Genomic DNA, 13,881 nt, shown 5'->3' with positions numbered 1-13,881 from the left:
TCAGTGGCGTTCGGAGGCGAGGTTCAGGGTGTATTTGGGAAACTCCACCACCAGATCCTCATCGGTCACCTTGGCCTGACAGCTCAAGCGGGACTCGGGCTCGAGGCCCCATGCCTTGTCCAGCATGTCATCCTCCAGCTCGTCGCTCGGATCGAGAGAGTCAAACCCCTCGCGCACCACACAGTGACAGGTGGTGCAGGCGCAGGACTTCTCACAGGCGTGCTCCACCTCGATCCCGTTGCGCAGGGCCACGTCGAGGATGGTCTCTCCCTCACGGGCCTCGAGAACCGCCCCCTCGGGACAGAGCTCGGCATGGGGCAATACAACTATTTTCGGCATGGTTACACCTTGTTGACGTTCTGGCCGGCCAGCGCCTTGCGGATGGAGGCATCCATGCGGCGGGCGGCAAATTCGGCACTGGCCCCATCGGTTGCCTCGATGGCGGCCTTGATCTCATCGGCACTGCCGCTCTGGCGGGTCGCCACCAGTCGGGCCACCTGGTCGCGCAGGGCAGCCAGTTCGCCCTCGTCGAGCAGGGCCGCACCATCGGCCGCCAGGGCGGCGTTAAGGCTCTCGACCACCCGATCGGCCTCGACCTGCTGCTCGGCCAGCATGCGCGCGGCCATGTCGTCCGCCGCATGCAGGATGGAGGAGTGCAGCATGGAGAGGATCTCCCCCTCCGCCAGCCCATAGGAGGGCTTGACCTGAATTTCGGCCTGCACCCCGGTGGACTTCTCCATGGCGGTGACCGAGAGCAGCCCGTCCGCGTCCACCTGGAAGGTGACCCGGATGTGGGCGGCGCCGGCCGCCATGGGCGGGATGCCGGTCAAGGTAAAGCGTGCCAGGGAGCGGCAGTCCGCCACCAGTTCGCGCTCCCCTTGCACCACATGGATCATCATGGCGGTCTGGCCATCCTTGAAGGTGGTGAACTCCTGGGCGCGAGCCACCGGTATGGTGGTGTTGCGCGGGATCACCTTCTCGGCCAGTCCCCCCATGGTCTCGAGACCCAGGGAGAGGGGGATGACGTCGAGCAGCAGCATCTCGGAATCGGGTTTGTTGCCCACCAGGATGTCGGCCTGCACGGCGGCACCGATGGCGACCACCTTGTCCGGGTCGATAGTGGTGAGCGGGGTGCGGCCGAAAAACTCGCCCACCCGCTCGCGCACCAGGGGCACCCGGGTGGAGCCACCGACCATCACCACCTCGAGCACTTCATCCGCCTCGACACCGGCATCCTTGAGGGCTCGGCGGCAGGCGAGCAGAGTGCGCTTGACCAGGGGTTGAACCAGCTCGTCGAACAGATCGCGGGTCACCTCACCCTGCCAGTTTCCGAAGGCGACGGTAACGACGGCCTCATCGGTCAGGCGCTGCTTGGTGTCACAGGCGAGATCGAGCAGGCGGCGCTGCTCCCCCGGGCTCAGGGTCGAGACACCGGCCTGCTCCCGGATCCAGTGAGCCAGCAGGTGATCGAAGTCGTCCCCACCGAGGGCGGAGTCACCACCGGTCGCCATCACCTCGAACACGCCACGATGCAGACGCAGGATGGAGATATCGAAGGTGCCACCGCCGAGGTCATAGACGGCGATCACCCCTTCCTGGCCCGAGTCGAGGCCATAGGCGATGGCCGCCGCGGTCGGCTCGTTGAGCAGGCGCAACACATGCAGACCGGCCAGGCGGGCCGCATCCTTGGTGCCCTGGCGCTGGGCATCGTCGAAGTAGGCGGGCACCGTGATGACCACGCCGTCGAGCTCACCACCCAGGCTCTCGCGACCGCGATCCGCCAGGGCCTTGAGGATCTCGGCAGAGACCTGCACCGGATTGACCGGTCCCTGACGGGTGAGGATATTGGGCAGTTCCCCCTCGGCGAAGCGGTAGGGGAGGTGATCGCGCGGCACGTCTACCAGGGCTTTGCCCATCAGACGCTTGACCGAGATAACGGTATTTTCCGGATCCTGGGCCGCCTCGCGCTTGGCGTCACGGCCAACCCGCACCCCCTCGGCCAGATAGTGAACGGCGGAGGGCAGGATATCGAAACCGTCGTGATCGGTCAGGGTCTCGGCCTTGCCACTGCGTACCGTGGCGACCAGGGAGTTGGTGGTGCCGAGATCGATGCCGACGGCGAGTTTGTGCTGATGAGGCGCGGCGCTCTGGCCGGGCTCGGCGATTTGCAATAATGCCATGGGTAATTAGAGTTCCAGCAGGGAATCCTCGAGGCGTTCGAGCTCCTCGAGCATCTTGTCGACAAACTTGAGCTTGCGCACCGTGTCGGCCGCGCTCTCCCAGGCCCCCTCCTCCAGCTGATGCTCGAGGCGGCCCATCAAGCCCTTGTGCTCCCCCTTGATCTCGCGGCGGAAGGCATCGATGGCCCCCTCCGGCTCCTCGGCCGCGCGCAGATCCTCGAGGGCTTCGCGCCACTCCAGCTGTTGCATCAGGAAGGCGGTGTCTTGCAGGGTACGAGACTCACCACGGATGTCGTGGCCCTGCAAAGAGAGGAGGTACTCGGCCCGGCGCAGGGGGGATTTCAGGACTGCATATGCCTCGTTGATGAGGGCTGCGCGGGAAACGGCGACGAGCCGCTCCCCTTCCGGGGCAGCGGCAAAGCGATCGGGGTGGAATTGGGACTGCAGCCGACGGTAGGTCTCTGCCAGAGCTGCCCCGTCAAGGGGAAAGCCCGGCACCAGGCCGAACAGCTCGAAGTGGTTCATGCAATGCTCCAATCAGACGCTGAAGCTCTCGCCACAGCCACACTCCCCCTTGGCGTTGGGGTTGTTGAATTTGAAGCCCTCGTTGAGCCCCTCTTTCACGAAGTCGAGCTCGGTACCGTCGAGGTGGGAAAGACTCTTGCCATCGACGATGATCCTGACCCCCTTCTCCTCGAAGACCTGGTCCTCCTCGCCGAGTTCGTCGACGAACTCGAGCACATAGGCAAGACCGGAGCAGCCGGTGGTCTTGACGCCGAGGCGCAGGCCAATGCCCTTGCCCCGGTTGGTCAGGAAAGATGCAACTCGCGCCGCGGCGGCGTCTGTCATGGTAATGGCCATATGACTAACCTCAGGCGAGCCCTTTCTTCTGCTTGTAATCGGCAATGGCGGCCTTGATGGCGTCCTCGGCCAGGATGGAGCAGTGGATCTTCACCGGCGGCAGCGCCAGCTCTTCGGCGATCTCGGTATTCTTGATAGAAGCCGCCTCGTCCAGAGTCTTGCCCTTGACCCACTCGGTCACCAGCGAGCTGGAGGCGATGGCAGAGCCACAGCCATAGGTCTTGAACTTGGCGTCCTCAATGACCCCTTCCTCATTGATCTTGAGCTGCAGCTTCATCACGTCGCCACAGGCGGGAGCGCCCACCATGCCGGTGGCCACGCTCGGATCGTTCTTGTCAAACCCGCCGACATTGCGGGGGTTTTCGTAGTGGTCGATGACCTTTTCACTGTAAGCCATAACTTAACTCCTGCAGATTCCGTCAAACCACGATCAGTGGTGGGCCCATTCGACTGTGTTCAGATCCACGCCATCCTTGAACATCTCCCACAGGGGGGACATCTCGCGCAGGCGACCGATGGAGTTGCGGATAAGCTCGACCGCATAGTCGATCTCTTCCTCAGTGGTGAAGCGACCGATGGTGAAGCGAATGGAGCTGTGGGCCAACTCGTCGTTCATGCCCAGGGCACGCAGCACATAGGAGGGCTCCAGGCTGGCGGAGGTACAGGCCGAGCCGGAGGAGACCGCCAGGTCCTTGAGTGCCATGATGAGGGACTCGCCCTCTACGTAGGCAAAGCTCACGTTGAGGTTACCGGGTACACGGTGCTCCATGTCACCGTTGACATAGACCTCTTCCATGTCCTTGATGCCGTTCCAGAGGCGATCACGCAGAGCGCGGATACGCGCCTCTTCGGTCGCCATCTCTTCACGGGCGATACGAAACGCCTCGCCCATGCCGACGATCTGGTGGGTCGCCAGGGTGCCGGAGCGCATGCCACGCTCGTGGCCGCCGCCGTGCATCTGGGCCTCGATACGCACCCGCGGCTTGCGACGAACATAGAGGGCACCGATCCCCTTGGGACCGTAAATCTTGTGGGCAGAGAGGGAGAGCAGGTCGATCTTCATCGCCTCGACATCGATCTCGACCTTGCCCACGCTCTGGGCAGCATCGACGTGCAGCAGCACCTTGCGGGCACGGCACAGCTCGCCGATCCCCTGAATGTCCTGAATCACGCCGATCTCGTTGTTCACGTGCATCATGCTCACCAGGATGGTGTCGTCACGCATGGCATTTTCGATCATCTCGAGGGTGAACAGACCGTTGGGCATCGGCTCGAGATAGGTCACCTCGAACCCTTCACGCTCGAGCTGGCGGCAGGTATCGAGCACCGCCTTGTGTTCGGTCTTGGAGGTGATGATGTGCTTGCCCTTGCCGGCATAGAAGTGAGCAACGCCCTTGATGGCCAGGTTGTCGGACTCGGTCGCACCGGATGTGAAGACGATTTCGCGGGGATCGGCACCGATCAGCTCTGCCACCTGATTACGGGCCAGATCGACCGCCTCCTCCGCCTGCCAACCGAAACGGTGGGAACGAGAGGCCGGGTTGCCGAACAGACCGTCCATGGTGAGACACTGCATCATCTTCTCTGCGACGCGCGGATCTACCGGACAGGTGGCCGAATAATCAAGGTAAATTGGCAGTTTCATGTTTTTCTCCGTTACAACCGGGACCCCACTGGTCATGGGTTGTTGAAAGCACGCTTTTATAGTTGGACTTTCAGGCTCAGATTGCTGTGCTGTTCACCACGGTCACCCAGGGTGACAGCACCTTTCAAATGATGATCTTGCTTGTCGGCAATGCGGCGCACGTCGGCCTGGCGGACCAACTCACCCAGAGTAATCTCGCCGAGAAAGCTGGAAATGCGCTCGCTCAAATCCCGCCACAGGGAGTGGGTCAGACACTGGGTACCCCCGTGGCAATCCCCTTTTCCGAGGCACTTGGTGGCATCGACCGACTCGTCGACGGCCGAGATGACCTGCCCCACCGAGATGGCATCGGGATCCAGCCCGAGGCGATAACCACCGCCGGGACCGCGAACGCTCTGGACCAGGCCATTCTTGCGCAGACGGGCAAACAACTGCTCCAGATAGGAGAGGGAGATGCCCTGACGCTCCGAAATATCTGCCAAGGGAACCGGCCCTGTCTCAGCATGTAATGCTACATCCAGCATGGCGGTCACTGCATAACGTCCTTTCGAAGTCAGTCTCATGGTGCTTTACCGTATCCCTTAATTCGTTGCCGTGAATGCTCACATACCCGACTAATTTAGTCAAGAATAATAGTTGAGTGCCACAGTAGGAATTACTTGGGGGGATGGGGTTTCTGCACCGAGGTGAGAATGCCGCGCAGTATATTGAGCTCGGCCGATTCGGGGCGAGCCCGATTGAACAGGCGGCGCAGCTTGCTCATGACCTGGCCGGGATGCCCCTCACTGATAAAACCGGTCTGCAACAGGGTCTGTTGCAGATGGCCATAGAATCCCTCCATCAGTTCACTGCTGGGATAATCCGTCTCATCCACTTCGGCAACCGGCTGCTGACCCGCCAGCCAGTGCATGCGCACCTCATAGCAGAGGGTCTGCACCGCCATGGCCAGGTTGAGGGAGCTGTACTCCGGATTGGCCGGGATGGCGACATGGTAGTGGCAGCGTTGCAGCTCTTCATTGGTGAGGCCGGTGCGTTCACGGCCGAACACCAGAGCCACAGGATGACGCGCCCCTTCTGCCACCAGCTTCTTCCCCGCCTCACGGGGATCGAGCATGGGCCAGCTCAGGGTTCGGGAGCGGGCGCTGGTACCAATGACCAGGCCACAATCGGCCACCGCCTCCTCGAGGGTCGTCACGATACGGGCCTTGGCCAGTATATCGCTGGCGCCTGCCGCCAACGCATTGGCATTGCCATCGGGAAGGGCCTGGGGATCGACCAACACCAGGTTGCTCAGCCCCATGGTCTTCATGGCGCGGGCCGCAGACCCCATGTTGCCGGTGTGGGAGGTATTAACCAGTACGATGCGAACCTGATCCAGCATGAGCCGTCAATCTTGTCTCAAAATAAGGCGGGCAATTGTAGCATAGGAAAGGTGAAATTGGGCATGGGAAAGGTGCGGTGCGACACAGAAATGAGGGACGGTTATCACCAAACGATCTTATCCTCGCCTCCCCCTTGGCTAGACTGGAGCAGAGAAGCCCTCAGGGAGAAACTGCCATGCTGCCGCGCCCACTCTACGAATCCATGCCGCTGGGCTGTCTGGCACTGGGTGCCCTGGTCGCAGGTCTGGGACATGCTCCCCTGCTCTGGTTTGCCGGCGGCATGTTGTTTGGCTGTGGCGCCCTGCTCTGGGTGATGCGGTCGAGCTACCGGCGCACCGATCTGGTCATCTATCCCGACAAGCGCTGGTTCCAGCCCGAGTGGTTCTACGAACTGCAGCCCTTCATGCTGCTGGCAGCCGCCGTCATCATCGCCCGTCTGCATGAGTTGGGCCCCTGGCTGGCCCTGCTCCCTGCCTTATGGGCCCTCAACTGCCTGCGCCTACGTCTGCACTCGCGCCACCACAGGCGCGAGTTTGCCGGCGAGCAGTTAAAGCGCCACCGAGTCCCCGCGCGCCGGGTCTGCAACCGGCGCACGACGAACTCGTGACACCAATTCCGCCAGGTCCTGCAGAGGCAGTCTGATCAGGGCGGGCAGTGCGCTCATGTCGAGGCTGTCGAGCAGGTTTTTCACCTCCAGCCCCAGCTCGGTATCCCCTTCTATCTTGAGCCGACGCTGGAAGAAGAGCGCATCCGGATCCTCTTTGCGACCGGCGATCAGAATGAGATCATTGGCCTCCCCGCTAAAACTCACATCGACCTGTGGAGCGCACTGAGCCACTCTCAGGGCCCCCTCCTCCTGAGTGATAAACCAGCACAGACCCAGATCGGTCACCGCGACCTTGAGCCAACGCCCTGCCAGAAAGTCGAAGTCACCGTCGGCAATGGCCTCATGAAAGGCCTTGGTCAGCAGCGTCTCCAGCACCTTCTGCTGCAACGTGAAGGGGACCCACTTCAGGGGGGGGCGCAAAATGGCGGGAGCCTGCTCGACCAGGCGGCGCTGCAATTCGATCAACACTGTGCTTCTCCTCTTGTGGTGGTGGCATTCAAGCACAGGGGCAGGACGCAGATCCTGTTGAAAATCAAACTTATGATGCCTAACTCCAAAGAGTAAAAGGGCCTATAAGCTGCCTCAGGTCAATAACTGCCACGACGCCCCTGCCTACAATCCCTCCATTTTCACGATCAGGGAGCCCACTGATGGAACTACTCTGCCCGGCGGGGAGCCTGCCGGCCCTGAAGAGCGCCGTGGACAACGGTGCCGATGCCGTTTACATCGGCTTCAAGGATGACACCAACGCCCGCCACTTCGCCGGCCTCAACTTCGACGGCGGCAAGCTGGAGAAGGCGGTCAACTATGTGCACGATCACGGGCGCAAGCTCCACATCGCCATCAACACCTTCGCCCATCCCGGGGCCGATGCCCGCTGGAAGTCAGCGGTAGACAAGGGGGCAGCGATCGGTGCCGATGCACTCATCATCGCCGATCTCGCCGTGCTCGATTACGCCAGGGAGCGCTACCCCGACATGGAGCTGCATGTCTCGGTGCAGGCCTCGGCCACCAATGCGGCGGCGATCCGCTTCTACCAGCAGCACTTCAACGTCAAACGGGTGGTGCTGCCGCGGGTCCTCTCCATGCACCAGGTCAGGCAGCTGGCCCGGGAGACGGACGTCGGCCTCGAGGTGTTTGCCTTCGGCAGCCTCTGCATCATGGCCGAGGGACGCTGCTATCTCTCCTCCTACCTGACCGGCGAGAGTCCCAACACGGTAGGGGCCTGCTCTCCGGCCAAGTATGTGCGCTGGGAAGAAACCCCCTTGGGCCTGGAGTCACGACTGAGCGAGGTACTGATCGACCGTTACGGGCCCGGGGAAAACGCCGGTTATCCGACCCTGTGCAAGGGGCGCTTCGAGGTGGATGGCCAGCTCTATCACGCCCTGGAAGAGCCCACCAGCCTCAACACCCTGGGGCTCTTGCCCGAGCTGTTCCAGACCGGTATCCAGTCGGTCAAGATCGAGGGACGCCAGCGCAGCCCGGCCTATGTGGAGCAAGTTACCCGGGTATGGCGTGCCGCTATCGACGCCTACCAGGCCAATCCGGCAGGCTACAGCGTCAAACCCGAGTGGGATGCCCAGCTCGCCCGCATCTCCGAGGGGAGCCAGACTACCCTCGGCGCCTACCATCGTCAGTGGCAGTAAGGAGGCCATATGCAATTTTCACTCGGGCCCCTGCTCTTCTACTGGCCCAAGGCACAGACCCAGGCCTTCTACGAGAAGGTGGCCGGCAGTCGGGCCGATATCGTCTATCTGGGGGAGACAGTCTGCAGCAAGCGTCGTGAGATGAAGGTCGATGACTGGCTGGCGGTGGCCCGCCAGCTGAGCGATGCCGGCAAGCAGGTGGTACTCTCGACCCTGGCCCTCATCAGCGCCCCCTCCGAGCTCAAGGAGGTCAAGCGGATGGTGGATAACGGGGAGTGGATGATAGAGGCCAACGATCTTGGCGCCGTTCAGCTCGCCGCCGAGGCGGGGGTACCGTTTGTCTGCGGTCCGGCCATCAACGCCTACAACGCCGACGTGCTGCGCCTGCTGCTGCGCCAGGGGATGAAGCGCTGGGTGATGCCGGTGGAGCTCTCTCGCGACTGGCTCTGCGCCCTGCGCCGGGAGTGCGCTCCGCTGCGGGAAAAATTCGAAGTGGAGCTCTTCGCCTACGGCCATCTGCCGCTCGCCTACTCTGCCCGCTGCTTCACCGCCCGCTCCCTCGACCGTCCCAAGGATCAGTGCGAACTGGCCTGCATCGACTACCCCACAGGGCGTCAGGCCAACAGCCGGGAGGGGCAGAGCGTCTTCAACCTCAACGGCATCCAGACCCAGTCAGGCTACTGCTACAACCTGGTCAACGATCTGCCTTCCATGACCGGGCTGGTCGACGTGGTACGCCTCAGCCCCGAGGGAGACGACACCCTGCTCTGGCTGGACCGTTTCCTGGCCAATCGGCAGGGTGAGGCGCCGCAGCCTCTCACCGGCCACGACTGCAACGGTTACTGGCGGCAGATCCCCGGCATGAAACTGGTCTCCTGACCAAAAAAATCAGGCCTCAAATCGAGGCCTGTTTTTTTGCGTTGGCGTCACCGCCACTCTGTTTCTTGCGGGACATCAGCTCCAGCTCCAGCAAGGCATAGCGGTGTTCGATAAAGTCGTAGACATTATTGGCCAGCGCCAGCTTGAAGTAGCTGATGGCCTCCTTGCGATTGCCCTTGGCCAGCTCCAGCTTGCCCAGATAGAAGTAGGTCTCGCACAGGCGCTCGGCCAACTCACGATTATCCTTGACCCCCTTGACCACGTTCCCCATCAGCTGGGTCGGATTGATATCCCCCAGATAGAGACGCACCAGATCCCAGTTCCAGTTGCCGTCGTGACCCCGGCTGAAACGATCGCGCAGATTGCTTCTGGCCTTGGCCGGATCGAGTTTGGCCTCGGCCATGTAGAGCCAGAGCTGGCGATAGGGATCTTCCGGCTGCGCCTCGTAGAAGCGCTTGATATCGGCGGCGGCCAGATCGGAACGATTGCCGTAATAGAGGGCAATGCCACGATTCAAATAGGCGTAGTCATAGTCAGGTGCCAGCTCGAGGGCCGAATCAAAGGCCTCATAAGCCTCATCGTAGTTCTGCTGTTGGACCAGATAGACGCCGATGAAGTTATAGGCCTCGGCGAAGTCGGGCTTCTCCCGCAGGGCGCGGGTAAAGTCCAGGCGCGCCAGGGAGCGCAGACCCACCTTGTCAAAGACCACGGCACGCTCATAGAAGAGCTCGGCCCTCTGCTCCTTGGTCAGCTCCATCTCGCTCAACATCTGCCCGAGACGGGCCAGGGCCAGCTCGCTCTGATAGGAGACCTGAAGGGGGGTGGCCAGGATGAGAGAGGCAGGCTCCGGCTTGGGCTGGGACTTGGGTGCGTCAGTTTGACCTACACTGCTGCATCCCAGGAGGGGTAGTGCCAACAGGATACCTACCAGGTACCTGATTCCTTTCCAGTTGCTCAACGAAAACTCCGCCGCATTAGCTTTACCCGCCTATGGTAAAGGGCCGGATCGGGTTTGTCATGTGGCTGACCGTGTCGACACAAAATAATTCATGCCTCGACCGGGTAGCCGGCCTCGCACCAGCCACGAAATCCGCCGTCCACGCTCACCACCTTGCCATATCCCATCTTTTGCAGACTCTCGGCCACCAGCACAGAGCGAAAGCCGCCACCGCAATAGAGGTAGAGTTCGCTATCGGGATCGGGGAAGCGGGTCTCGATATCGCGCTCGACGATGCCGCGCCCCAGATAAACGGCGCCCGGCAGGTGTCCTCTGGCCCACTCGCTCTCCTCGCGCACATCCACCAGGATGAAGTCGCGTCCGGCCTCCTGCCAACGGCGGATGGTGTGAACATCGGTCTCCTCGACGTGGCGACGCGCCTCATTGACCAGGGCAAGAAAACGGGGATTGTGCTGCATGGGTCACTCCTTGGCGATGAAATAAGAAGAGCGCCCCGAAGGGCGCTCCTCATCTTACGGCATGATCTCCTGCTGATCAGCCCCTTCCTTCTCCACCTGGGGAGGCAGCATGTGTTCACGCTTGACCCCCATGTACATGGCAAAAGCACTCGCCACATAGATGGATGAGTAGGTACCGAACGCAACCCCTGCCAGCATGGCAGTGGCAAAACCGTGAATGAGCGGGCCGCCCTTGAAGAAGAGGGCCAACACCACCACCAGGGTCAGGCCCGAGGTGATGATGGTACGGCTCAGGGTCTCGGTCATGGAGAGATCCAGAATGTAGGCCGTATCCCCTTTGCGGATCTTGCGGAAGTTCTCCCGCAGACGGTCAAACACCACGATCGTATCGTTGAGGGAGTAGCCCACCACCGTCATCAGCGCCGCCACCACGGTCAGATCGAACTCGATCTGGAACCAGGCAAAGATGCCGAGGGTGATGGCGATGTCGTGAGCCAGGGAGATGATGCCCCCCATGGCCAGACGCCACTCGAAACGAAACGCCACGTAGATGAGGATACAGATGATGGAGGCCAGCATGGCCAGGGCACCATCGGTCGCCAGCTCGGCACCGACCGAGGGGCCGACGAACTCCACCCGTTTGAGCGCTGCCGCCGGGTTGAGGGTCTGGGCCGCCGCCAATACCTGACGCCCCTGCTCATCCACCTTGATGCCCTCTTTGGGCGCCAGGCGGATCAGCACATCCTGGCTCGAGCCAAAGTGCTGCAGGGTCGCCCCCTCGATCTGGTTGGACTCCAGGGCGGAGCGCACCTCATCGAGGGAGACGGTCTGCTGGAAGCCCACCTCAATGATGGTACCGCCGGTAAAGTCCAGCCCCCAGTTCAGCCCCTTCTGGGCCAGGGTCACCATGGAGAGCACCACCAGTGCCAGGGAGAAGATCACCCCCGGCTTGGCGAAGCGCATGAAGGGGATCGGCCTTTCAAAATGCAGAATCTGAAACATCGCAACTCCCCTCAGATGGGCAACTTGTCGAGGCGACGACCACCCCAACCGAGGTTGATGATGGCGCGCGAGACGGTGATGGCGGTGAACATGGAGACGGTCAGACCGATCCCCAGGGTCAGCGCGAAGCCCTTGATGGGACCACTACCGATGCCAAACAGGATCACCGAGGTAATCAGCGAGGTGATGTTGGAGTCGGCGATGGTGGAGAAGGCTCGGTCAAAACCCAGATGGATCGCCTGCTGTACCCCGCGCCCGTTGCGCAGCTCCTCACGGATCCGCTCATAGATGAGCACGTTGGCATCGATGGCCATCCCCAGGGTCAGGACGATACCGGCGATCCCCGGCAGGGTCATGGTGGCCCCCGGAATCATCGACATCACCCCCACCAGCAGCACCAGGTTGAGGCACAACGCCAGGTTGGCGACCCAACCGAAGACCCGGTAGTAGATGCCCATGAACAGCACGATGACCACCATGCTCCACATCATGGCTTGCAGGCCACTGTCGATGTTTTGCTGGCCCAGGCTCGGGCCTATGGTGCGCTCCTCGACGATCTGGATCGGGGCAATCAGGGCACCGGCGCGCAGCAACAGGGCCAGGTTGTGGGCCTCGTTGGCGTTGTCGATGCCGGTGATGCGGAACTGGCTACCCAGACGCGACTGAATGGTGGCGACGTTGATCACCTCTTCATTCTTGCGGAACTTGCGCTTGCCATCCGGACCTGGCTCACCAACCGGCTTGTACTCGATAAAGACGGTGGCCATGCCCTTGCCGACGTTGTCCTTGGTGAAGGCAGACATCTTGTTGCCACCCTGGCCATCGAGCTTGATGTTCACCTGGGGACGGCTGTACTCGTCAAAGCCCGATTGGGCACCGACGATATGATCACCGGTCAGGATGATGCGCTTTTGCAGCACCACGGGACGGCCGTTGCGATCCGTATAGAGCTTGGAGCTCGGCGGCACGCGACCGGACTGGGCGTCGGCAGTCTCGTCCACCATGTGGAACTCCAGGGTCGCGGTGGCGCCCAGGATCTCCTTGGCGCGGGCGGTGTCCTGAATACCGGGCAGTTCGACCACGATGCGCTCGGCACCCTGTTGCTGCACCAGCGGCTCGGCCACACCCAGCTCGTTGACCCGGTTACGGATGATGGTGATGTTCTGCTCCAGGGCGTACTTGCGTACCTCCTTGAGCTTCTGCTCGCTCATGGCGGCGCGCAGGGCGAACTGGCCGTCCGCTGACTCCTTGTTGAAGGTGAGCTCAGGGTTCAGACGACGCAGATGGGAGGCCGCCTTGTCCAGGCTCTCCTGATCGCGGAAACGCACCAGCACCTGATCGCCACTGCGATTCACACCGGAATAGCGGATCTTCTGGTTACGCAGCTCGGTGCGAAAATCCTGCACCATCTGCTCTTGCTGCTTGGCGATCGCCTCGTCCATGTCCACCTCCATCAGGAAGTGCACACCACCACGCAGGTCGAGACCGAGCTTGAGGGGGGCGGCGCCCACGCTCTCCAGCCAGGCTGGCGTGGAGGGCGCCAGGTTGAGGGCGACCACAAAGTTATCACCCAGCTTGGCGGCCACGAGATCGCGCGCCTTGAGCTGGGCTTCGGTATTGGTGAAACGAACCAGGATCTGGCCCTGTTCGAATGCGGCATGCTTGATGGGAATGCCGGCTTCATCGAGGATGCCTTTGACCTGCTCCAGGGTGCTCAGTTGCACCTCGGCGCCACGGCTGGCAGAGACCTGCAGTGCCGGATCTTCACCGTAGAGATTGGGGGCTGCATAGAGAAAACCGATGGCGATCACCAGGATCACCATCAGGTTCTTCCACAGCGGAAAGCGGTTTAACACGCTGTGCTCCTCGGGAGATTACAGGGACTGGATAGAGCCCTTGGGCAGAACGGCCGTCACGAAGTCACGCTTGATGGTGACCTGGGTCTGATCGTTCAGGGAGAGCAGAATGTAGTCGTTCTCGGCAGAGACCTTGGCGATCTTGCCAACCAGACCACCGGAGGTAAGCACCTCGTCACCCTTGGAGAGGGAGCTCATCAGAGTCTTGTGCTCCTTCACGCGCTTGGCCTGGGGGCGGTAGATCATGAAGTAGAAGATGAGGCCGAACACGGCCAGCATGATGATCATTTCCATACCGCCACCCTGGGGAGCGGCAACACCGGCGTCAGCGTAAGCCTTGGAGATAATGCTCATTTAAAAACCTCTCTGGTCAGTAATAATCCGTGAGTTCAAATAAACGAAGGGGC

At 61.6% G+C, this 13,881-nt stretch carries 17 protein-coding genes; 3 read left to right on the top strand and 14 right to left on the bottom strand.

What is annotated here, in order from left to right:
• From fdx to trmJ, 8 genes are all read right to left on the bottom strand, one after another.
• Positions 1–339, bottom strand: coding sequence for an ISC system 2Fe-2S type ferredoxin (gene fdx, locus BN1133_RS02980; RefSeq protein ID WP_050665067.1), 339 nt, complete (start codon positions 337–339; stop codon positions 1–3).
• A gap of 2 nt (positions 340–341) precedes the next feature.
• Positions 342–2,180 (bottom strand): Fe-S protein assembly chaperone HscA, encoded by a 1,839-nt coding sequence (hscA, locus tag BN1133_RS02975; protein WP_050665066.1) that lies wholly within the window; start codon positions 2,178–2,180, stop codon positions 342–344.
• A 6-nt stretch (positions 2,181–2,186) separates the two neighbouring features.
• A complete protein-coding gene (gene hscB, locus BN1133_RS02970; protein WP_050665065.1) occupies positions 2,187–2,705 on the bottom strand; it encodes a co-chaperone HscB in 519 nt (172 codons plus the stop codon).
• Between the two features lie 12 nt (positions 2,706–2,717).
• Complete coding sequence (gene iscA, locus BN1133_RS02965; protein WP_050665064.1) at positions 2,718–3,041, bottom strand: iron-sulfur cluster assembly protein IscA; 324 nt, start codon at positions 3,039–3,041, stop codon at positions 2,718–2,720.
• Between the two features lie 10 nt (positions 3,042–3,051).
• A complete protein-coding gene (iscU, locus tag BN1133_RS02960) occupies positions 3,052–3,438 on the bottom strand; it encodes a Fe-S cluster assembly scaffold IscU (RefSeq protein WP_050665063.1) in 387 nt (128 codons plus the stop codon).
• 33 nt (positions 3,439–3,471) lie between these two features.
• Complete coding sequence (locus BN1133_RS02955) at positions 3,472–4,686, bottom strand: IscS subfamily cysteine desulfurase (protein WP_050665062.1); 1,215 nt, start codon at positions 4,684–4,686, stop codon at positions 3,472–3,474.
• Between the two features lie 56 nt (positions 4,687–4,742).
• Entirely contained in the window at positions 4,743–5,249 is a 507-nt protein-coding gene (iscR, locus tag BN1133_RS02950; protein WP_050665061.1) for a Fe-S cluster assembly transcriptional regulator IscR, read from the bottom strand.
• Between the two features lie 92 nt (positions 5,250–5,341).
• Positions 5,342–6,067 carry a tRNA (cytosine(32)/uridine(32)-2'-O)-methyltransferase TrmJ gene (gene trmJ / locus BN1133_RS02945; protein ID WP_050665060.1) on the bottom strand — a complete coding sequence of 242 codons (726 nt, stop codon included), beginning with the start codon at positions 6,065–6,067 and terminating at the stop codon, positions 5,342–5,344.
• A 176-nt stretch (positions 6,068–6,243) separates the two neighbouring features.
• Between trmJ and BN1133_RS02940 the strand changes: the two genes are divergently transcribed.
• On the top strand, positions 6,244–6,675 hold the full coding sequence (locus tag BN1133_RS02940; protein WP_050665059.1) for a hypothetical protein: 432 nt from the start codon (positions 6,244–6,246) through the stop codon (positions 6,673–6,675).
• Here the strand turns inward: BN1133_RS02940 and ubiT are convergent.
• Positions 6,616–7,143, bottom strand: a complete 528-nt coding sequence (gene ubiT, locus BN1133_RS02935; RefSeq protein WP_050665058.1) for a ubiquinone anaerobic biosynthesis accessory factor UbiT — start codon at positions 7,141–7,143, stop codon at positions 6,616–6,618. The genes BN1133_RS02940 and ubiT overlap by 60 nt on opposite strands.
• Before the next feature lie 182 nt (positions 7,144–7,325).
• Between ubiT and ubiU the strand changes: the two genes are divergently transcribed.
• Both ubiU and BN1133_RS02925 read left to right on the top strand, forming a co-directional pair.
• On the top strand, positions 7,326–8,321 hold the full coding sequence (ubiU, locus tag BN1133_RS02930) for a ubiquinone anaerobic biosynthesis protein UbiU (protein WP_050665057.1): 996 nt from the start codon (positions 7,326–7,328) through the stop codon (positions 8,319–8,321).
• A gap of 9 nt (positions 8,322–8,330) precedes the next feature.
• The gene (locus BN1133_RS02925) at positions 8,331–9,200 is read left to right on the top strand and encodes a U32 family peptidase (protein WP_050665056.1); all 870 of its coding nucleotides are present in this window, start codon (positions 8,331–8,333) and stop codon (positions 9,198–9,200) included.
• A 16-nt stretch (positions 9,201–9,216) separates the two neighbouring features.
• Here BN1133_RS02925 and nlpI read toward each other — a convergent pair whose 3' ends face one another.
• The 5 genes from nlpI to yajC form a co-directional block, all read right to left on the bottom strand.
• Positions 9,217–10,158, bottom strand: a complete 942-nt coding sequence (gene nlpI, locus BN1133_RS02920) for a lipoprotein NlpI (protein ID WP_317986266.1) — start codon at positions 10,156–10,158, stop codon at positions 9,217–9,219.
• A gap of 89 nt (positions 10,159–10,247) precedes the next feature.
• Complete coding sequence (locus tag BN1133_RS02915; protein WP_050665054.1) at positions 10,248–10,616, bottom strand: rhodanese-like domain-containing protein; 369 nt, start codon at positions 10,614–10,616, stop codon at positions 10,248–10,250.
• A 54-nt stretch (positions 10,617–10,670) separates the two neighbouring features.
• Positions 10,671–11,618 carry a protein translocase subunit SecF gene (gene secF, locus BN1133_RS02910; protein ID WP_050665053.1) on the bottom strand — a complete coding sequence of 316 codons (948 nt, stop codon included), beginning with the start codon at positions 11,616–11,618 and terminating at the stop codon, positions 10,671–10,673.
• A gap of 11 nt (positions 11,619–11,629) precedes the next feature.
• On the bottom strand, positions 11,630–13,474 hold the full coding sequence (gene secD / locus BN1133_RS02905; protein ID WP_050665052.1) for a protein translocase subunit SecD: 1,845 nt from the start codon (positions 13,472–13,474) through the stop codon (positions 11,630–11,632).
• An 18-nt stretch (positions 13,475–13,492) separates the two neighbouring features.
• A complete protein-coding gene (yajC, locus tag BN1133_RS02900) occupies positions 13,493–13,828 on the bottom strand; it encodes a preprotein translocase subunit YajC (protein ID WP_050665051.1) in 336 nt (111 codons plus the stop codon).
• Positions 13,829–13,881 lie beyond the last annotated feature (53 nt).

The organism is Aeromonas schubertii (assembly GCF_000820105.1).
Taxonomy (GTDB): Bacteria; Pseudomonadota; Gammaproteobacteria; order Enterobacterales; family Aeromonadaceae; genus Aeromonas; species Aeromonas schubertii.
This window is presented reverse-complemented; position numbering and strand designations above follow the sequence as displayed.